This is a genomic window from Burkholderia cepacia ATCC 25416, from assembly GCF_001411495.1.
In the GTDB taxonomy this organism is placed as follows: Bacteria; Pseudomonadota; Gammaproteobacteria; order Burkholderiales; family Burkholderiaceae; genus Burkholderia; species Burkholderia cepacia.
The window spans coordinates 1,480,684-1,500,955 of sequence record NZ_CP012981.1; the positions used below are offsets into that span (position 1 = coordinate 1,480,684).

A 20,272-nucleotide genomic window follows, 5' to 3' on the forward strand; every position below is an offset into this window, starting at 1 on the left:
GCCGCCATGCTACTCCGCCACATCCGCTATTTCCTGGCCGTCGCCGAGCAGCGCAGTTTCACGCGCGCGGCCGACGCGCTGCACGTGTCGCAGCCGACGCTGTCGCAGCAGGTCCGCCAGCTCGAGGAAACGCTCGGCGTGCAGCTGTTCGACCGCTCGGGCCGCACGGTGCAGCTCACCGAGTTCGGCGAGGTCTATGCGCGCCACGCGCGCGCCGCGCTGCACGAACTCGATACGGGGCAGCGCGCGCTGCACGACGTCGCCGGCCTCGGCGGCGGGTCGTTGCGGCTCGCGATGATGCCGACCTTCGCGGCCTACCTGAGCGGCTCGCTGATCGACGCGTTCCATGCCGACTATCCGAACGTCGCGCTGACGATCGACGCGATGCCGCAGGAACGCATCGAGGCGCTGCTCGCCGACGACCGGCTCGACGCGGGCTTCGCGTTCATGCCGCCGCGGGCGCCGGACGTCGACGCACTGCCGCTGTGGGACGAGCCGCTCGCGCTCGTGACGGGCCGCACGCACCGTCTTGCGCGGCGGCGCCGCGCGCTGACGCCGGCCGAGCTCGGCGGCGAGCCGCTGGTGCTGCTGAGCCGCGCGTTCGCGACGCGCGAGAGCATCGACCGCTATTTCATCGAGCACGGCGCGAGGCCGAAGATCGCGATCGAGACGAATACGGTCAGCGCGGTGCTGGAGCTCGTGCGGTGCGGCCGGCTCGCGACGGTGCTGCCCGACGCGGTCGCGCGCGAGAGTGCCGACCTGTGCGCGCTGGAGATCGATCCGCCGCTGCCCGCGCGCACGGCGGCGCTGCTGACACGCAAGGGCGCGTACCGCAGCGTCGCGGCGCGCGCGTTCATCGAGCGTGCGCTCGCGTATCGGGATCCGTCGGGAGGTTGACCGGTACGACGGGGCGGCGCGCGCGGCGCGCGGCCGCCCGGGCCGTCAGGTGCGCGGTGTCGGGAAGAAGATGCCCGCGCGCTGCGCGGCGTTCGCGATGTGCGTTTCGATCGCGGTGCCCGCGGCGGCCGCATCGCGTGCGATCAGCGCGTCGACGATCGCGCGGTGCTCGGTCCACGTCGACAGCAGCAGCTCGCGCCGGTAGAACGGCATGCGCTGGCTTTCCTTCATGATGTCGGCGCTGCTGCGCAGGATCGATTCGATCGCCGCGTTGCCCGCGAGATGGATGATCCGCATGTGGAAGTCGAAGTCGAGCTGCGATGCCGCGTCGAGCTCGCTTTCGGTGAGCGCGACGTGCAGGTCGGCGAGATTGTCCTCGAACCACGCGATGTCGTCGTCGGTGACGACGTGCGCGGCCATTCGCGCGGCGAATCCTTCGAGCGCGTAGCGCATCTGGTAGGTATCGGGCGGCGACGACTGCTCGGCGAACCGCCACGCATGGGCGGCCGTGGCCTGCGCGCTTTCGACATACACGCCCTTGCCCGCGCGGATGCGCAGCATCCCGAGCGCCTCGAGCGTCGACAGCGCCTCGCGCAGCGACGCGCGGCTGATCTCCAGCTCCTCGGAGAGCTGGCGCTGGGCCGGCAGCAGGCTGCCGACCGGATACACGCCTGCCTCGATCCGGTCGCGGATCGTCGCGATGGCGGCGTCGGTCACGGTATGCGGAACGTTTTTCATGAGGTGAACTTTGGCCGGTCTGACCGGCATTGTAATCCGCACGCAGGCGGTGCATGGACGCCCTACGGGAAAGCCACGATCTGCCCCTGTCCGGTGCGTGTCAGGCGGGTGGGGAGGGGGTGGGAAATCCCTATTTTGTCCGTCCTTGACGCCACTATATCGGCTTCCTACTATCGACCATAACATCACTGGTCTTACCAGTATGAACAGACGAAACTGCAACCGTTGGATCGGGAGAGCGCCGTGTCGAAATTCCTCAATTCGCTGTTTGGCCGGGTAGTCGTCGCATTGATCCTGGGGATCGCGCTAGGCGCGTTCTTCCCGCATTTTGCCGAGTCGCTGCGACCGCTCGGCGACGGCTTCCTGAAGCTCATCAAGATGGTGATCGGGCCGATCGTGTTCTGCGTCGTGGTCAGCGGGATGGCGAACGCGGGCGACCTGAAGAAGGTCGGCCGGGTCGGCCTGAAGGCCGTCATCTACTTCGAGGTGATGACGACGCTCGCGCTCGGCATCGGCCTCGTGCTCGCGTGGGTCACGCGCCCGGGCGTCGGGATGAACATCGACCTGCGCTCGCTCGACGCGTCGTCGCTCGCGTCGTACGCGAAGAACGCCGAGAGCCTGAAGGACACGGCCGGCTACCTGATGAAGATCATCCCCGAGACCGCGATCGACGCGTTCGCGAAGGGCGACATCCTGCAGATCCTCGTGTTCGCGGTGCTGTTCGGTTCCGCGCTGTCGCTGCTCGGCGACAAGGCGCAACGCGTCAACTCGCTGATCGAGGAGCTGTCGCACGTGTTCTTCCGGATCATCGGCTTCATCATCAAGCTCGCGCCGCTCGGCGTGCTCGGCGCGATCGCGTTCACGACCGGCAAGTACGGCGTCGCGTCGCTCAAGCAGCTTGGTTACCTGGTCGCGGTGTTCTACCTGAGCTGCTTCGTGTTCGTCACGGTCGTGCTCGGCGTGGTGATGCGGCTCGCGGGCTTCTCGGTGTTCAAGCTGATCCGCTACCTGCGCGAGGAACTGTCGATCGTGCTCGGCACGGCGTCGTCGGACGCGGTGCTGCCGCAGGTGATGCGCAAGCTCGAATACATGGGCGTGAAGGATTCGACGGTCGGCCTCGTGATCCCGACCGGCTATTCGTTCAACCTCGACGGCTTCTCGATCTACCTGACGCTCGCCGTGCTGTTCATCGCGCAGGCCACCAACACGCCGCTGTCGACGCACGACCTGATCGTCGTGCTGCTCGTGTCGCTCGTCACGTCGAAGGGCGCGCACGGGATCCCGGGCTCGGCGATCGTGATCCTCGCGGCGACGCTGTCGGCGATCCCCGCGATTCCCGTGCTCGGCCTCGTGCTGATCCTGCCGGTCGACTGGTTCGTCGGCATCGCCCGTGCGCTGACCAACCTGATCGGCAACTGCGTCGCGACGGTGGTCGTCGCGGTGTGGGAGAACGACATCGACCGGGCCCGCGCGAAGCGCGTGCTGAACCGCGAGCTGCGCTACGTGCCGGCCGAAGAGGAAGACCGCACGGCGCCGGTCGCCGGCGATCAGGCTCACGCGCTCTGAGCGCGACCCCGCGCGGGCGGCCTTGCCCCGGGCCGCCCCGCGCACCTGGCATTCATGTGGCCGGCGCCTCGATGCGCCGGCCCTTCATCAAACTACAGGAGACGACATGGCAGCCCCCATCCTCGATCCGGATGCGCCGGCGTTTACGCGGCGTTACATGAACCTCGCCGACCCGCGCCTCGGGGCGCAGGCGCTCTTTGCCAGCGACGAGTTCTTCGCGCCGAAGGAGCGCATGCTGAATCCCGAGCCGGCCGTGTTCATTCCCGGCAAGTACGACGACCACGGCAAGTGGATGGACGGCTGGGAAACGCGCCGCAAGCGCACGACCGGCCACGACTTCTGCGTGGTGCGGCTCGCGCGGCCGGGCGTGATTCACGGCGTCGACCTCGACACGAGCCATTTCACCGGCAACTTCCCGCCGGCCGCATCGATCGACGCGTGCGTCGCGGAAGGCGACACGCCGTCCGACAACGCCGAATGGCGCACGATCGTCCCGGCGACGACGCTGCAGGGCAATTCGCATCACTACGTGAGCGTCGACGATGCGCAGCCTTATACGCACCTGCGCGTGAACCTGTACCCGGACGGCGGCCTCGCGCGGCTGCGCGTGTACGGCCAGCCGCAGCGCGACTGGCGCCAGGTGCCGGCCGGCGAGCTCGTCGATCTCGCGGCGATCGAGAACGGCGGCTACCTGGTGGCCGCGAACAACCAGCACTTCGGCCCGGCATCGCAGATGCTGATGCCGGGGCGCGGCGCGAACATGGGCGACGGCTGGGAAACGCGGCGCCGCCGCGAGCCCGGCAACGACTGGGCGATCGTCGCGCTCGCGCGGCCGGGCATCATCCGGCGCGTCGAGGTCGATACCGCGTTCTTCAAGGGCAATTTCCCCGACCGCTGCTCGCTGCAGGCCGCGAGGGTGGCGGGCGGCACCGACGACTCGCTCGTCACGCAGGCGATGTTCTGGGCCGAACTGCTCGGCGAGCAGAAGCTGTCGATGGACCACGTCCACACGTTTGACCAGCTTGCGGCGCTCGGCCCCGTCACGCACGTGCGTTTCAACATCTTCCCGGACGGCGGCGTGTCGCGCCTGCGTCTGTGGGGCGAGCCGGCTTGAAGGAGGGCAACGGCATGAGCGGATCCCGCATCCTGCGCGTCGAGCGCCTGACCCGCGAAGCGTTCGCGCCGTTCGGCGACGTGATCGCGCTCGAAGGCGCGCGCCATTTTCCGATCAACGGCGGCACGACCGAGCGCTTCCACGATCTCGCGACGATCGACGTGTGCGCGGACGGCGGCCGCCCGCTCGTCAGTGTGTTCCGCGCGCAGCCGCGTGCGCTGCCGGTTGCGGTCACGCTGATGGAGCGCCATCCGCATGGCAGCCAGGCGTTCATCCCGCTCGCGGCGGTGTCGCGTTACGCGATCGTCGTCGCGCCGGCCGGCGAGTTCCGGCCCGACGCAATGCGCGCGTTCCTCGCGGAAGGCTGGCAGGGCGTGAACTATGCGAAGGGCGTCTGGCACCATCCGCTGCTCGCGCTGGATGCGGTCAGCGATTTCGTGATCGTCGATCGCGGCGGCCCGCAGCCGAACTGCGACGAAATCCCGCTCGAGTGCGCATGGGCGCTGGAGTTCGAACCGGCCTGCGCGGGCGCGGCATGACGAAGGCGGGCAGGCCGGCCCCTCCGGCGGCCTGATGTCACCCGGGGCCGCCCGGGCAGGCAACGCGAAGGGTGTGCGAAAGCCTGGGCGGGCCCGCCCGTGGGGCGGCGGTGCGCCGCCGGTTTCCCCGGGCGGGCGCCTCCTGCGTATCCCGAAAAGAAGACGGCCCGGAAGGCGAATCGCCGTCCGGGCCGTCCTGCATGCGCCGCGCGCGCGGCTGGATTTCAGTGCTTGCGGTGCGGGCAGTTCTCGGTCGTGCAGGAACCGTACATCGCGAGCGAGTGCTCCTGGAGCCGGAAGCCGCGCTCCTTCGCGATCGCCTGCTGGCGGCTTTCGATCTCGGCGTCGAAGAATTCCTCGACCCGGCCGCAATCGAGGCACACGAGGTGGTCGTGGTGCGAGCCTTCGTTCAGTTCGAACACGGCCTTGCCGGATTCGAAGTTGCTGCGCGACAGCAGGCCGGCCTGCTCGAACTGCGTCAGCACGCGGTAGACGGTGGCAAGCCCGATGTCGAGCTGCTCGTTGAGCAGGTTCCGGTAGACGTCTTCTGCGGTCAGATGGCGCACCGGGCTTTGCTGGAAGATCTCGAGAATCTTGAGGCGCGGTAGGGTGGCCTTTAGCCCGATATTCTTGAGATCCGTCGGATTGGTCATGGCTAGGCATCCCTAGAGTACAATGCAGGGCTTCAATGTTACCGGCTTTTCGCCGTTCCAGAAACACGCGCGGCCTGCGACGCGGGCCTGCACGGTGAGGGAAATGATTCCAGAATCTCTTTCGCACTTTCAGAGGAGCCGCATGCGGAGTGTCATCATCGCTGCCGCCGCCGTTGCCGCGCTGGCTGGTTGTTCGTCTTACGACAGCGTGACGCAGCGCATCGCGCAGAGCATCACCCCCTACCGGATCACCGTCGTGCAAGGCAACTTCGTGTCGCAGGAGAAAGCCTCGCAGCTGCAGGTCGGCATGTCGCGCGAGCAGGTACGCGCGCTGCTCGGCACCCCGCTGCTGGCGGACATGTTCCACGCCGACCGCTGGGATTACCTCTTCTACTTCAAGCGCGGCTCGACGGCGGTCGTCCAGCAGCGTGATCTCGTCGTGACGTTCTCGGGCGATCGCGTCGCGGGCTGGACGGGGGCGGACAACCTGCCTTCGGAGCTCGACCTGCTGGCCGACATCGACGGCGACCGTGGCGGCAAGAAGGCGAAGGCGGCCGCAGCGGCGAAGAAGGCCGCCGAGGCTGCCGCCGCCGCGAGCGCCGCGCAGGCGGCGAGCGCGCCGGCGCCGGAGACCGTCGCGAGCCCGTCCACCGTGCCGGCGTCCGGCGCGGTGGTCGACCAGGATGCGAACGCGCAGGCCGCCCGCGCGGCGAACCGCGCGACCAACCAGGTGTCGGGCCAGGGCTCGGCCGCGCGGCGGTTCACGCCGTCCACACAGGCTTCCGGCGGTGCGCCGGTGCCGGGCGGCCAGCCGCCGGGCGCGGTTCCGGCGATCCAGCCGCAGTTCCAGTTCCATCGTCCGCCGCCGCCGAACGCGTCGAACGAGGCGTCGCCGCCGGTCGGCCCGCAAGGTTCCGACACGCTGCAGAACCAGCCGCTCACCGCGCCGGCGCAATAAGCCCGCGCGCGGAAACAGGGCGGCATGCGCCGCCCGCCTTTAGACCTGTCGTGTAGAAAGCCATGAAGATTGCGATTGCCGGCGCATCGGGCCGTATGGGCCGGATGCTGATCGAAGCCGTTCTCAACGATTCCGACGCGCAGCTCGTCGGCGCGCTCGACCGCGCCGATTCGCCGTTCCTCGGCCAGGACGCCGGCGCGTTCCTCGGCAAGGAAACCGGGGTCAGGCTGACCGCCGATCTCGACGCCGTGTTCGCGCAGGCCGACTACCTGATCGACTTCACGCGTCCGGAAGGCACGATGGCCCATATCGAGGCCGCGCTGCGCCACGACGTGAAGCTCGTGATCGGCACGACCGGCTTCACCGCCGAGCAGAAGGCCGGGCTGCAGGCCGCTGCGGGCAAGATCGGCATCGTGTTCGCGGCGAACATGAGCGTCGGCGTGAACGTCACGCTGAAGCTGCTCGAATTCGCGGCGAAGCACTTCTCGCACGGCTACGACATCGAGATCATCGAGGCGCATCACCGCCACAAGGTCGACGCGCCGTCGGGCACCGCGCTGATGATGGGCGAAGCGGTCGCCGGCGCGCTCGGGCGCTCGCTCGACGATTGCGCGGTGTACGGCCGCCACGGCGTGACGGGCGAACGCGATCCGTCGTCGATCGGCTTCGCGGCGGTGCGCGGCGGCGACATCGTCGGCGATCACACCGTGCTGTTCGCCGGGATCGGCGAGCGCATCGAGATCACGCACAAGTCGTCGAGCCGCGTGTCGTATGCGCAGGGCGCGCTGCGCGCGGTCCGCTTCCTGTCGGCGCGCGGCGCCGGCCTGTTCGACATGCAGGACGTGCTCGGCCTGCGCTGACCCCACGGGGAAACTCCGATGGCGATACCCACCGGCGTTGTCCACTACCTCGAAAGCGGCGATGCGATCACGCATGCCGTCGCTTATGTGCTGCTGGCGATGTCCGTCGCCAGCTGGTGCTTCCTCCTCATGAAAGCCTGGCTGCTGGTCCGCGCGAAGCGGCAGGGGCCGCGCGCGCTCGCCGCGTTCTGGCGCGCGCCGTCGCTCGACGCGGGCATAACCGCGCTCGCCGGCGCCGATCGCGAGCGCGTGTTCGTGCCGCTCGCCGAAGCCGCGCGCGATGCGGCCGACGATCACGACCCGGCCGCGCTGGCCGCGCGCGTCGAGCGCGGCGAACGCGTGCTGCGTGCGTTGCGGCACGCGATGCTGCGCTCGCAGCGGCGCCTCGAATTCGGCCAGGTGCTGCTCGCGTCGATCGGCAGCACCGCGCCGTTCGTCGGGCTGCTCGGCACCGTGTGGGGCATCTATCACGCGCTCGGCAGCATCGCCGCGAGCGGGCAGGCGCAGATCGAGAGCGTCGCGGGGCCGGTCGGCGAGGCGCTGATCATGACCGCGTTCGGGCTCGTGGTCGCGATTCCCGCGGTACTGGCCTACAACATCCTCGGGCGGCTCGTGCGGCAGCTCGCCGAGGAGCTCGACGGTTTCGCGCGCGACCTGCACGTGTTCGTCTGCGCGCAGGAAGCCTGACGCGCCCATTCCGGAGGAGCGACCATGGCATTCGGCGGGCTCGAGCACCACAAGACGTCCGCGCCGATGGCGGAGATCAACATGACGCCGCTGATCGACGTGATGCTGGTGCTGCTCGTCATTTTCATCATCACCGCGCCGCTGATGACGCACGCGATCCGGCTCGACCTGCCGAAGGTCGCGGCCAGCGTCGCGCGCGACACGCCGCAATCCGTCACCTTGTCGATCGACGACGCGGGCAAGCTGTACTGGGACGACACGCAGGTGGCGCTCGACGCGCTGCCCGCGCGCTTCCGGGCCGCCGCCGCGGGCGGCGCGCCGCCCGAGCTGCGGCTGCGAGCGTCGCGCGCGACCCGCTACGACGTGATTGCGCAGGTGATGGGCGCCGCGCAGGCCGCCGGCCTCACGCGGATCGGCTTCGTGACCGACGTGCCGCCGCAGGCGGGCGGTTCCGCGGCGGCGCCTGCCGTGCCGGCCAACCGCTGAGCGGCTCCGGCGGGCCCGCCCCTGGCGCGGGATCGGGCCGCCCGCCGCAAGACCGGTCGAATGGGCCGGCGCGGGCGGTATAATCAACGTTTTTCCCGGTTGGCAGGCTCTTTTCAGGTAACCCGGAATTTTCCAGGCTACCCGGGCATGCTGCGGGTTGCCCGGAAAATTCCCGGAAACCGTGAACAGGTCCGGCAACAGCGAACCTGCCGGTCCGCCGGGCAAGCACGATTTTCGATCCACTCCTGCGCGCGCCGTCGCGCCGCTTAAAGCCTAGTCCGAACCACACCATGCACGAGAGATACGTACCCGCCGACGTCGAAGCCGCCGCCCAGGGCGACTGGCGCGCAGCCGATGCCTACAAGACGCAGGAAGATTCGCAGAAGCCGAAGTTCTACTGCGTGTCGATGCTGCCGTACCCGTCCGGCAAGCTGCACATGGGTCACGTGCGCAACTACACGATCAACGACGTGATGTACCGCTATCTGCGGATGAACGGCTACAACACGCTGATGCCGATGGGCTGGGACGCGTTCGGGATGCCGGCCGAGAACGCCGCGATGGCGAACGGCGTGCCGCCCGCGAAGTGGACCTACGACAACATCGACTACATGAAGGGCCAGATGCAGTCGATGGGCCTCGCGATCGACTGGTCGCGCGAGATCGCGACGTGCAAGCCGGACTACTACAAGTGGAACCAGTGGCTGTTCCTGAAGATGCTCGAGAAGGGCATCGCGTACAAGAAGACGGGCACCGTGAACTGGGACCCGGTCGACCAGACCGTGCTCGCGAACGAGCAGGTGATCGACGGCCGCGGCTGGCGCTCGGGCGCGCTCGTCGAGAAGCGCGAGATCCCGATGTACTACCTGCGCATCACGCAGTACGCGGATGAGCTGCTGAACGACCTCGACGGCCTCGGCTGGCCCGAGCGCGTGAAGATCATGCAGCAGAACTGGATCGGCAAGAGCTTCGGCGTAAACTTCGGCTTCCCGTACGAACTCGACGGCGAGAAGAAGCTGCTGCGCGTGTTCACGACGCGCGCCGATACCATCATGGGCGTCACGTTCTGCGCGATCGCGGCCGAGCATCCGCTGGCCACGCGCCTCGCGCAGGACAAGCCCGAGCTGCTCTCGTTCATCGACGAATGCAAGCGCGGCGGTGTCGCCGAGGCCGACGTCGCGACGATGGAGAAGAAGGGCGTCGCGACGGGCTTCTCGGTCACGCACCCGCTGACCGGCGAGCCGGTCGAGGTGTGGATCGGCAACTACGTGCTGATGAGCTATGGCGAAGGCGCGGTGATGGGCGTGCCGGGCCACGACGAGCGCGATTTCGCGTTCGCGAAGAAATACGACCTGCCGATCAGGCAGGTGATCTCGGCCGAAGGCCAGCAGTACTCGCTCGACGCATGGCAGGAGTGGTACGGCGACAAGGAAACCGCGGTCTGCGTGAACAGCGGCAAGTACGACGGCCTGCGCTACACGGAAGCCGTCGACGCGGTCGCGGCCGACCTGAACGCCGGCGGTTTCGGCGACAAGCAGGTCACGTGGCGCCTGCGCGACTGGGGCGTATCGCGCCAGCGCTACTGGGGCACGCCGATCCCGATCATCCACTGCCCGTCGTGCGGCGACGTGCCGGTGCCCGAGCAGGATCTGCCCGTCGTGCTGCCGGAAGACCTCGTGCCGGACGGCTCGGGCAACCCGCTCGCGAAGTCGGAAGCGTTCCTGAACTGTTCGTGCCCGAAGTGCGGCGCGGCCGCGAAGCGCGAAACCGACACGATGGACACCTTCGTCGATTCGTCGTGGTACTTCTCGCGCTACACGGCGCCGGACGCCGAGACCATGGTCGACGCGCGCACCGATTACTGGATGCCGATGGATCAATACATCGGCGGCATCGAGCACGCGATCCTGCACCTGCTGTATTCGCGCTTCTGGACCAAGGTGATGCGCGACCTCGGCCTCGTGAAGTTCGGCGAGCCGGCGAAGAACCTGCTCACGCAGGGGATGGTGCTGAACGAGACGTTCTACCGTGAAGACGCTTCCGGCAAGAAGACCTGGTACAACCCGGCCGACGTGACGGTCACGCACGACGACAAGGGCCGCCCGGTCGGCGCGACGCTGAATACGGACGGCCAGCCGGTCGTGCTCGGCGGCATCGAGAAGATGTCGAAGTCGAAGAACAACGGTGTCGATCCGCAGGTGCTGATCGACCAGTACGGTGCCGATACCGCGCGCCTGTTCACGATGTTCGCCGCGCCGCCCGAGCAGCAGCTCGAGTGGTCGGGTGCGGGCGTCGAGGGCGCGAGCCGCTTCCTGCGCCGCGTGTGGAGCTTCGGTGCGACGAACCGTGAAGCGCTCGCCGCGCGCGCGGGCTTCGATGCGGCCGCGCTCGGCGAAGCCGACAAGGCGCTGCGCCGCGAAATCTACAGCGTGCTGAAGCAGGCCGATTTCGATTACCAGCGCCTGCAATACAACACGGTCGTGTCGGCCGCGATGAAGATGCTGAACGCGATCGACGGCGCGAAGGGCGCGACGCCCGGCGTGCTGCGCGAAACGTACGGCGTGCTGTTGCGCGTGCTGTACCCGGTCGTGCCGCACGTCACGTTCGAGCTGTGGAAGGCGCTCGGCTATGCGGACGAATTCGGCCCGCTGCTCGACGCACCGTGGCCGAAGGTCGACGAGGCCGCGCTCGAGCAGGCCGAGATCGAACTCGTGCTGCAGGTGAACGGCAAGGTGCGCGGCGCGCTGAAGGTCGCGAAGGACGCGAGCCGCGAGGCGATCGAAGCTGCGGCGGTGGCCGACGAAGCGTTCGCGAAGTTCAGCGACGGCAAGCCGGCGAAGAAGATCGTCGTCGTGCCGGGCCGCCTCGTGAACATCGTCGTCTGACGGCCGCCGGCCGTCGGACGTACCCAGAAGGAGCGAAGGTGATCCGCAGATCGTTTTTGATGCTCGCCGTCGGCAGCGCGGTCGCGCTGTCGGCATGCGGCTTCCAGTTGCGCGGCCAGCAGGACTACGCGTTCAAGCACCTGCTGATCGTCGGCGCGCCGGCGCCGGTCGAGGCGCGCTTCGTGCGCCTCGTCGAGGCCGGCAGCGACACGAAGATCGTCAAGTCGGCGGACGACGCAGACGCCGTGCTGCGCATGTGGGAGTCGCGCGGGCAGAATACGCTGACGCTCAACAAGTTCGGCTCGGCGCAGGAATACGCACTGTTCTATACGCTGAGCTACACGCTCACGAGCAAGGACGGCACCGTGCTGATCCCGCCGAGCGCGATCGCGCTGAATCGCGCGATGACGTACAGCGACCAGTACACGAACGCGAAGGCGCAGGAAGCCGACATCCTGTACGGCGACATGCAGAACGACGCGGTCGACCAGCTGATGCGGCGTCTCGCGATCGTCCACTCGCTGACGCCGGCGCCGGAAGACGTGGTGCCGGGCGTCGCGCCGCGCGCGCCGTTGCCGCCGCCGCCGCTCTGATCGACGGCATACGCACCGATGCAATTGCGACTTGATGCACTGGAGCCGCACCTCGCGAAGGGGTTGGCCGGGCTCTATACCGTGTACGGCGACGAGCCGCTGCTCGCGCAGGAGGCGTGCGACCGCATTCGTGCGGCCGCGCGTGCGGCCGGCTTCACCGAGCGTTCGGTGCATACGGTCGAGCGCGGTTTCGACTGGAGCGTGCTGCTCGGCGCGACCCAGGCGATGTCGCTGTTCGGCGAGCGCCAGCTGATCGAGCTGCGCATTCCGTCGGGCAAGCCCGGCAAGGAAGGCGCCGACGCACTGAAGACGCTCGCGGCCACGCCCAACCCCGACGCGCTGATGCTCGTCACGTTGCCGCGCCTCGACGCGGCCACGCAGAAATCCGCCTGGTTTACCGCGCTGCAGAACGGTGGCGTCGCGCTGAAGATCGATCCGGTCGACCGCGCGCAGCTGCCGAACTGGATCGGCCAGCGTCTCGCGATGCAGGGCCAGCGCGCCGCGCCCGGCGAGGACGGGCGGCGCGCGCTGCAGTTCATCGCCGAGCGCGTCGAAGGCAACCTGCTCGCCGCGCACCAGGAAATCCAGAAGCTCGGGCTGCTGTATCCGCAGGGCGCGCTGTCGTTCGAACAGGTGCACGACGCGGTGCTGAACGTCGCGCGTTACGACGTCTTCAAGCTGAACGAAGCGATGCTCGCCGGCGACGCCGCGCGGCTCGCACGGATGATCGACGGGCTGAAGGGCGAGGGCGAGGCGATCGTGCTGGTGATGTGGGCCGTCGTCGAGGAACTACGCACGCTGCTGCGGATCAAGCGCGGCACGACGGCCGGCAAGCCGCTGGCGACGCTGCTGCGCGAGAACCGCGTGTGGGGGCCGCGCGAGCGGCTGATCGGCCCCGCGCTGAACCGTGTGTCGGAAGCCGTGCTCGAGAAGGCACTCGCGTTTGCCGCGAAGCTCGACCGGCAGGTCAAGGGGCTCACGGCCGTCGTGCCGGGCCGGCGCACGCAGGACGAGCCGCCGCCCGATCCGTGGGACGGGCTGTTCCAGCTCGCGATGACGGTGGCCGGTGCCCGCGGCGAGCGACCGCCGACCGCGGGCCGCGTGCGACGCTAAGTCCCGTCCGGGCCTTCAGCGCGCGCTGCGCAACCCGCATACAATGTTTCGATCACGGGCGCGGCTCTCCGGCCGCCGTCCACGCTTCCCCACGAATTCATGCCGCCCAGCGCGGCGCGCTTCTCGAGTCACACGATGGATATCGATCAGTACATGACCGACCTGGGCCGTCGCGCCCGGCACGCTTCCCGCGCGATGGCGCGCGCCAGCACGGCCGCGAAGAACGCGGCACTCGACGCCGTGGCTCGCGCGATCGAACGCGACGCGCAGGCACTGAAGGACGCGAATGCCCGCGACGTCGCCCGTGCCCGTGAAAAGGGGCTCGATGCAGCGTTCGTCGATCGCCTGACGCTGTCGGACAAGGCGCTGAAGACGATGGTCGAGGGCTTGCGCCAGGTTGCGTCGCTGGCCGATCCGATCGGCGAGATCGGCAACCTCAAGTACCGCCCGAGCGGAATCCAGGTGGGCCAGATGCGGGTGCCGCTCGGCGTGATCGGCATCATCTACGAATCGCGCCCGAACGTGACGATCGACGCGGCCGCGCTGTGCCTGAAGTCGGGCAACGCGACGATTCTGCGCGGCGGCTCCGAAGCGCTCGAATCGAACGCGGCGCTCGCGAAGCTGATCGGCGAAGGGCTCGAAGCCGCCGGCCTGCCGCAGGATGCGGTGCAGGTCGTCGCGACGGCCGATCGCGCGGCGGTCGGCAAGCTGATCACGATGACCGAATACGTCGACGTGATCGTGCCGCGCGGCGGCAAGAGCCTGATCGAGCGCCTGATCAACGAGGCGCGCGTGCCGATGATCAAGCACCTCGACGGCATTTGCCACGTGTACGTCGACGATCGCGCCGACCTCGGCAAGGCGCTGACCGTCTGCGACAACGCGAAGACGCACCGCTACGGCACCTGCAACACGATGGAGACGCTGCTCGTCGCGAGCGGTGTCGCGGCGAAGCTGCTGCCGCCGCTCGGCAAACTGTATCGCGACAAGCAGGTCGAGCTGCGCGTCGATGCGGCCGCGCGCGCGGTGCTCGCCGATGCGGGCGTCGGCCCGCTCATCGATGCCACCGAGGAAGACTGGCACACCGAGTATCTCGCGCCGGTGCTCGCGATCAAGGTCGTCGACGGCCTCGACGCCGCGATCGAGCACATCAACCATTACGGCTCGCATCACACGGATGCGATCGTCACCGAGGATCACGACCGCGCGATGCGGTTCCTGCGCGAAGTCGATTCGGCGAGCGTGATGGTCAACGCGTCGACGCGTTTCGCGGACGGTTTCGAATTCGGCCTCGGCGCGGAAATCGGCATCTCGAACGACAAGCTGCATGCACGCGGCCCCGTCGGCCTGGAGGGGCTGACGTCGCTGAAGTACGTCGTGCTCGGGCACGGCGAAGGCCGCCAATAACAAGCGAGGCACACAACCGATGGCGATGCTCTGGGTCAAGACGTTCCATATCGTACTGATCGCCGCGTGGTTCGCGGGGCTCTTCTACCTGCCGCGCATCTACGTGAACCTGGCGATGGAAACCGATCCGGCCGCCGTGCGGCGCCTGTTGCTGATGGCGCGCAAGCTGTTCCGCTTCATGACGATGATCGCGGTGCCGGCGCTGGCCTGCGGGTTGTGGCTGTGGCTTTCGATCGGCATCGGGCAGGGGCAGGGCTGGATCCACGCGAAGGTGACGGTCGTGCTGCTGCTCATCGTCTATCACGCCTATTGCGGGCACCTGCTGCGGGTGTTCGAGCGTGGCGAGAACCGCCGCACCGACAAGTGGTATCGCGTGTTCAACGAGCTGCCGGTGCTCGGCATGCTCGCGGCGGTCGCGCTGGTCGTGATCAAGCCGTTTTGAGCGGCGCGGCCGGCGCGGTTGCCGGTGCGGAACCCTGCGCAACGGCGCCCCTCGGGGCGCCGTTCGTCGTTTACGCGCGCGCTGCCTGCCGCCTGCTCAATCCTTCGTGCCGTCGTCGATCCGGCGGCGCGTGATCGCCTCCTTCGCGCGGCCGACCCGTTCCATGAGCGCGGGGCCGCGCGACAGCGCGACGCCGACCGCGAGGATGTCGCCGATCGCGAGATGCGACATCCGCGACGTCATCGGCGAGAACACGTCGGTTTCCTCCGCGACGTTCGACGCGAGGCTCACCGTCGCGAGCTTCGCGAGCGGCGAATGGCTCTGCGTGATCGCGACGACTTTCGCGCCGCACGCGAGCGCGGAGCGCGCGGCGTCGACGATGTCGCGCGTGCGGCCGGTGTTCGAGATCGCGACGACGACGTCGTGCGGCCCGAGCAGCGCCGACGACATCGAGAACGTGTGCGGGTCCGAATACGCGACGCTCGGCACGCCGAGCCGGAAGAACTTGTGCTGGATGTCCTGCGCGGCGATGCCGGAGCCGCCGGCGCCGTAGAACTCGATCCGCGATGCGTTCGACAGCAGCGCGATCGCTTCGGCGACGCTGCCGGCCGACAGGCTGTTGCGCACCTCGATCAGCGCGCCGATCGTACGGTCGAACACCTTGCCGATGATGCCGGGCGCCGGTTCGTCGGGCTCGACGTCGCGATAGACCGACGACACGCCCGGCGCGACGCTCTGCGCGAGCCGGATCTTGAATTCGCGGAAACCGCTGCAGCCGAGCGCCTGGCAGAACCGCGCGATCGTCGGCTGGCTGACGCCCGCGCGCGTCGACAGCTCGGTCATCGCGAGGTCGAGCACCTCGCGCGGCGCGGCGAGGATGTAGTCGGCGAGCTTGCGCTCGGACGGGCGCAACTCGGCGCGGATCGCTTCAATGCGGGGCAGCATGGGACGGGCAGGCAGAAATCGGGTTCGGATGAGCGAGTGTATCGCAATCGAATTGTAGAAAATCTACATCAAATTACTAGCTGATTTGTCGGCATTTCATGGCGCGTGGGATACCGATGATTAGGGTTTTCACTAGGTAAAGCCTTGCTGGTGGCGGGAATAAGGGTTGCGCGCATGCGGATCGACATTGCGCGCTTGTAGTTTTTCTACTAGACTGGCTTCGTTCGTTCGACGCACTCGATCGTTCCCACGATTCCAACCGCCGGTGTCGGCCGGCATACAGGAGCGCCCAGCATGACATCGCTGCACCCCACTCTGGCGAAGGTCACCGAACGCGTGATCGCCCGCAGCCAATCGACCCGTTCCGCCTATCTGCAGCGCATCGACGGCGCGCAGGGCAAGTTCCCGGCACGCGGCGCACTGTCGTGCGCGAACCTCGCGCACGGTTTCGCGGGCCTCGAGGGCAACGACAAGTTCTCGATCAAGGCGATCCGCGAGCCGAACATCGGCATCGTGTCCTCGTACAACGAGATGCTGTCCGCGCACGCGCCGTACAAGGATTTCCCCGACATCATCAAGGCGGCCGCGCGCGAGAACGGCGGCGTCGCGCAGTTCGCGGGCGGCGTGCCGGCGATGTGCGACGGCGTCACGCAGGGCAACCCGGGGATGGAGCTGTCGCTGTTCTCGCGCGAGGCAATCGCGATGGGCACGGCGATCGCGCTCACGCACAACATGTTCGACGCGGCGCTCTGCCTCGGCATCTGCGACAAGATCGTGCCGGGCCTGCTGATCGGCGCGCTGCAGTTCGGCCACCTGCCGACGATCTTCGTGCCGGCCGGCCCGATGACGAGCGGCCTGTCGAACGACGACAAGGCGAAGATCCGCCAGCAGTTCGCGACCGGCCAGGTCGGCCGCGACGCGCTGCTCGAAGCCGAATCGGCCGCGTATCACGGCCACGGCACCTGCACGTTCTACGGCACCGCGAACAGCAACCAGATGCTGATGGAGCTGATGGGGCTCCACCTGCCGGGCTCGGCATTCGTTCATCCGCACACGCCGCTGCGCACCGCGCTGACGGCCGAGGCCGCGCGCCGCGTGCTCGACCTGACCGTCGAACGCGGCCACTACACGCCGATCGGCCATGTGATCGACGAGAAGGCGATCGTCAACGGGATCGTCGCGCTGCTCGCGACGGGCGGCTCGACCAACCACACGCTGCACCTCGTCGCGATCGCACGCGCGGCCGGCATCCTGATCGACTGGAACGACTTCGACGAACTGTCGGCCGTCGTGCCGCTGCTCGCGAAGATCTACCCGAACGGCAAGGCCGACGTGAACCACTTCCACGCGGCGGGCGGCGTGGCCTTCCTGGTGCGCAACCTGCTCGAAGGCGGGTTGCTGCATGAAGACGTGACGACCGTCGCGGGCAAGGGCCTGTCGCACTACACGAAGGAGCCGAAGCTGATCGACGGCAAGCTGACGTGGGTCGACGGCGCGGCCGAGAGCCACGACACGAAGGTGCTGCGCGGCATCCGCGACCCGTTCCAGCCGGACGGCGGCCTGCGCCTGATGCAGGGCCGGCTCGGCCGCGGCGTCATCAAGATTTCGGCGGTCGCGCCCGAGCACCGCAAGGTGACGGCGCCCGCGATCGTGTTCGATTCGCAGGAAGCCGTGCAGGAAGCCTTCGATCGCGGCGAGCTGAAGCGCGATTTCGTCGCGGTCGTGCGCTTCCAGGGCGCGCGCGCGAACGGGATGCCCGAGCTGCACCGTTTGACGCCGCTGCTCGGCGTGCTGCAGGATCAGGGCTTCCACGTCGCGCTCGTCACCGACGGCCGCATGTCGGGTGCGTCGGGCAAGGTGCCGGCCGTGATCCACGTGTCGCCGGAAGCGCTGCTGGCCGGCCCGCTCGGCAAGGTGAAGACGGGCGATACGCTCGTGATCGACGCCGAAGCCGGCGTGCTCGACATCGAGGTCGACGCCGCCGAGTGGCAGGCGCGCCCGGTCGCGCAGCCGCTGCACCAGGCCGAGAACGAGGTCGGTTTCGGGCGTGAACTGTTCGGCGTGTTCCGCGCGGCCGCGGCGCCGGCCGAGCAGGGCGCATCGGTATTCGGCGCGCTGGTCGGCGAATCGGCCGCCCACGTCGCCGCATGAATTTCAAGGAGCCAATTCAATGAAGACGATTGCTGAAATCGTGAAGCTGGGCCCGGTCATCCCGGTGCTCGCATTCGACTCGGTCGAGCAGGGTGAACACGTGTCGCGCGCGTTGCACGCGGGCGGCGTGAAGGTACTCGAGATCACGCTGCGCACGCCGGCCGGCCTGGAAGCGATCCAGCGCGCGAGCCAGCTCGCGGACGACATCGTCGTCGGCGTCGGCACGATCACGAAGCCCGAGCATTGCGAGCAGGCGAAGCGCGCGGGCGCGAAGTTCGGCGTGTCGCCGGGGCTGACGAAAGAGCTGCACCTCGCGTCGCTCGACGCGGGCCTGCCGCTGCTGCCGGGCGTGATGACGCCGAGCGACATCATCCAGGCACTCGAATTCGGCTACGAGATCGTGAAGTTCTTCCCCGCTCAACAAGCGGGCGGCGTGCCGATGCTGCAGGCGTTCCACGGCCCGTTCCCGGCGCTGAAGTTCTGCCCGACCGGCGGCATCACGGTCGAAACCGCCCCGAATTTCCTGAAGCTGCCGAACGTGGTGTGCGTCGGCGGCTCGTGGCTCACGCCGAAGGCCGCGCTCGCCGCGCAGGACTGGGCCGAAGTCACGCGTCTCGCGCAAGCCGCGAGCCAGCTTCCCCGTTAAGACTTGTACGGAATGATGGTTTGACCCTCGGAAGACAAGCGCTTAGTGCTTGTTTTACCGAGGGTTTTTGCTGATGGAACCGGTTCTATCCGCGAACCGTAAAGATAAGTAAAATTCAGCGTCCTGACGGTGGGGGTCTCCCCGCTGTTTCGGAGACCTGCATAGCCGGGCATACTCGCAACGATCGCCCGGTTCGAATAATCCCAAGGAGGAGTCCACATGGGGGCTGTCCAAGGCAGCATGCTGCTCATCTATACCGTGATCGCGATCGTGGCGTTGATCGTGATGATCGCGCGGTTCAAGATCTATCCGTTCCTGGTGCTCATCATCGTGTCGCTCGGCCTCGGCCTGGTGGTCGGGATGCCGATGGACAAGATCGTCAAGTCGTTCGAGACGGGCAACGGCAATACGCTCGGCCACATCGCGATCGTCGTCGGCCTCGGCACGATGCTCGGCAAGATGATGGCCGAATCGGGCGGCGCCGAACGGATCGCGACCACGCTGATCGACTGGTTCGGTGAAAAGAACATCCACTGGGCGATGATGTTCGTCGCGATCATCGTCGGCCTGCCGGTGTTCTTCGAAGTCGGCTTCGTGCTGCTGATCCCGATCGCGTTCAACGTCGCGAAGCGCACCGGCAAGTCGCTGCTCGTCGTCGGCCTGCCGATGGTGGCCGGCCTGTCGGTCGTGCACGGGCTGATCCCGCCGCACCCGGCCGCGCTGCTCGCGGTCCAGCAGTACGGCGCCGATATCGGCAAGACGATCGCATTCGGCCTGATCGTCGGCGTGCCGACCGCGATCGTCGCGGGCCCGCTGTTCGCGCTGACGATCTCGAAGTTCGTGAAGCTGCCGGAGAACAACCCGCTCGCCGCGCAATTCGTCGACACGCACACCGAAGGCAAGAAGCGCGAACTGCCGGGCTTCGGCATCACGCTGTTCACGATCCTGCTGCCAGTGATCCTGATGCTGGTCGGCAGCTGGGCCGACCTGCTGTTCGCGCCGAAGACGCTGCCGAACAACCTGCTGCGCTTTGCCGGCAACTCGGACGTCGCGCTGCTGATCGCCGTGCTCGTGAGCTTCTTCACGTTCGGCAAGCTGCAGGGCTTCAACCGCGACCAGATCCAGAAGTTCTGCGGCGAGTGCCTGGCGCCGATCGCCGGGATCACGCTGATCGTCGGCGCGGGCGGCGGCTTTGGCGGTATCCTGCGTGATAGCGGGATCTCGCAGCAGATCGTCGCAACGGCCACGCAGGCGCACCTGTCGCCGCTGCTGCTCGGCTGGTTCGTCGCCGCGCTGATTCGTCTGGCCACGGGCTCGGCAACGGTCGCGATGACGACGGCCTGCGGCATCGTCGCGCCGATCGCGGCGGCATCGGGGGCGGCGGTCCGTCCGGAACTGCTGGTGCTCGCAACGGGCTCGGGCTCGCTGATCTTCTCGCACGTGAACGACGGCGGCTTCTGGCTGATCAAGGAATATTTCGGGATGACGGTCGGCCAGACGTTCAAGACCTGGACGCTGCTCGAAACGATCATCTCGATTCTCGGCCTGAGCTTCACGCTGCTGCTGAGCATGGTTTTGTAACAAGGGGTAGT

19 protein-coding genes are annotated in these 20,272 nt (G+C 67.9%); 16 read left to right on the top strand and 3 right to left on the bottom strand.

Annotated elements, in window-relative coordinates; translation table 11 throughout:
* Positions 1-6: 6 nt before the first annotated feature.
* A complete protein-coding gene (gene cynR, locus APZ15_RS06795) occupies positions 7-897 on the top strand; it encodes a transcriptional regulator CynR (RefSeq protein WP_027788392.1) in 891 nt (296 codons plus the stop codon).
* 45 nt (positions 898-942) lie between these two features.
* On the opposite strand, the gene APZ15_RS06800 is transcribed toward cynR, so the two are convergent.
* Positions 943-1,665 (bottom strand): FadR/GntR family transcriptional regulator, encoded by a 723-nt coding sequence (locus APZ15_RS06800; protein WP_021159281.1) that lies wholly within the window; start codon positions 1,663-1,665, stop codon positions 943-945.
* Positions 1,666-1,878: 213 nt separating this feature from the next.
* On the opposite strand from APZ15_RS06800, the gene APZ15_RS06805 reads away from it, so the two are divergent.
* From APZ15_RS06805 to APZ15_RS06815, 3 genes are all read left to right on the top strand, one after another.
* Complete coding sequence (locus tag APZ15_RS06805; RefSeq protein ID WP_021159282.1) at positions 1,879-3,201, top strand: C4-dicarboxylate transporter DctA; 1,323 nt, start codon at positions 1,879-1,881, stop codon at positions 3,199-3,201.
* A gap of 106 nt (positions 3,202-3,307) precedes the next feature.
* Entirely contained in the window at positions 3,308-4,315 is a 1,008-nt protein-coding gene (gene alc, locus APZ15_RS06810) for an allantoicase (protein WP_027788391.1), read from the top strand.
* 14 nt (positions 4,316-4,329) lie between these two features.
* Positions 4,330-4,854, top strand: a complete 525-nt coding sequence (locus tag APZ15_RS06815) for an ureidoglycolate lyase (protein WP_027788390.1) — start codon at positions 4,330-4,332, stop codon at positions 4,852-4,854.
* A gap of 224 nt (positions 4,855-5,078) precedes the next feature.
* Here APZ15_RS06815 and fur read toward each other — a convergent pair whose 3' ends face one another.
* Positions 5,079-5,507: a ferric iron uptake transcriptional regulator gene (gene fur / locus APZ15_RS06820; RefSeq protein ID WP_006400349.1), complete on the bottom strand. Its 429-nt coding sequence runs from the start codon at positions 5,505-5,507 to the stop codon at positions 5,079-5,081.
* Positions 5,508-5,649: 142 nt separating this feature from the next.
* Between fur and APZ15_RS06825 the strand changes: the two genes are divergently transcribed.
* From APZ15_RS06825 to APZ15_RS06865, 9 genes are all read left to right on the top strand, one after another.
* Positions 5,650-6,465, top strand: a complete 816-nt coding sequence (locus APZ15_RS06825; RefSeq protein WP_027788389.1) for an outer membrane protein assembly factor BamE — start codon at positions 5,650-5,652, stop codon at positions 6,463-6,465.
* Between the two features lie 62 nt (positions 6,466-6,527).
* Positions 6,528-7,325 (top strand): 4-hydroxy-tetrahydrodipicolinate reductase, encoded by a 798-nt coding sequence (gene dapB, locus APZ15_RS06830; RefSeq protein ID WP_021159286.1) that lies wholly within the window; start codon positions 6,528-6,530, stop codon positions 7,323-7,325.
* 18 nt (positions 7,326-7,343) lie between these two features.
* On the top strand, positions 7,344-8,012 hold the full coding sequence (locus tag APZ15_RS06835; protein WP_027788388.1) for a MotA/TolQ/ExbB proton channel family protein: 669 nt from the start codon (positions 7,344-7,346) through the stop codon (positions 8,010-8,012).
* A 24-nt stretch (positions 8,013-8,036) separates the two neighbouring features.
* Positions 8,037-8,498 (top strand): ExbD/TolR family protein, encoded by a 462-nt coding sequence (locus APZ15_RS06840; protein ID WP_027788387.1) that lies wholly within the window; start codon positions 8,037-8,039, stop codon positions 8,496-8,498.
* 290 nt (positions 8,499-8,788) lie between these two features.
* Positions 8,789-11,383, top strand: coding sequence for a leucine--tRNA ligase (leuS, locus tag APZ15_RS06845; RefSeq protein ID WP_027788386.1), 2,595 nt, complete (start codon positions 8,789-8,791; stop codon positions 11,381-11,383).
* A gap of 38 nt (positions 11,384-11,421) precedes the next feature.
* Positions 11,422-11,976, top strand: a complete 555-nt coding sequence (locus tag APZ15_RS06850) for an LPS-assembly lipoprotein LptE (protein ID WP_027788385.1) — start codon at positions 11,422-11,424, stop codon at positions 11,974-11,976.
* Between the two features lie 18 nt (positions 11,977-11,994).
* Positions 11,995-13,089 (top strand): DNA polymerase III subunit delta, encoded by a 1,095-nt coding sequence (gene holA, locus APZ15_RS06855; RefSeq protein WP_027788384.1) that lies wholly within the window; start codon positions 11,995-11,997, stop codon positions 13,087-13,089.
* A gap of 135 nt (positions 13,090-13,224) precedes the next feature.
* A complete protein-coding gene (locus APZ15_RS06860) occupies positions 13,225-14,496 on the top strand; it encodes a glutamate-5-semialdehyde dehydrogenase (RefSeq protein WP_027788383.1) in 1,272 nt (423 codons plus the stop codon).
* A gap of 19 nt (positions 14,497-14,515) precedes the next feature.
* Positions 14,516-14,938, top strand: a complete 423-nt coding sequence (locus tag APZ15_RS06865) for a CopD family protein (RefSeq protein WP_011350935.1) — start codon at positions 14,516-14,518, stop codon at positions 14,936-14,938.
* A 96-nt stretch (positions 14,939-15,034) separates the two neighbouring features.
* On the opposite strand, the gene APZ15_RS06870 is transcribed toward APZ15_RS06865, so the two are convergent.
* Positions 15,035-15,883 carry a MurR/RpiR family transcriptional regulator gene (locus APZ15_RS06870; protein WP_021158790.1) on the bottom strand — a complete coding sequence of 283 codons (849 nt, stop codon included), beginning with the start codon at positions 15,881-15,883 and terminating at the stop codon, positions 15,035-15,037.
* A gap of 294 nt (positions 15,884-16,177) precedes the next feature.
* On the opposite strand from APZ15_RS06870, the gene edd reads away from it, so the two are divergent.
* From edd to APZ15_RS06885, 3 genes are all read left to right on the top strand, one after another.
* Positions 16,178-18,034 (top strand): phosphogluconate dehydratase, encoded by a 1,857-nt coding sequence (gene edd, locus APZ15_RS06875; RefSeq protein WP_027788382.1) that lies wholly within the window; start codon positions 16,178-16,180, stop codon positions 18,032-18,034.
* Between the two features lie 19 nt (positions 18,035-18,053).
* Positions 18,054-18,680, top strand: a complete 627-nt coding sequence (gene eda, locus APZ15_RS06880; RefSeq protein ID WP_011350938.1) for a bifunctional 4-hydroxy-2-oxoglutarate aldolase/2-dehydro-3-deoxy-phosphogluconate aldolase — start codon at positions 18,054-18,056, stop codon at positions 18,678-18,680.
* Positions 18,681-18,899: 219 nt separating this feature from the next.
* A complete protein-coding gene (locus APZ15_RS06885; RefSeq protein WP_027788381.1) occupies positions 18,900-20,261 on the top strand; it encodes a GntP family permease in 1,362 nt (453 codons plus the stop codon).
* Positions 20,262-20,272 lie beyond the last annotated feature (11 nt).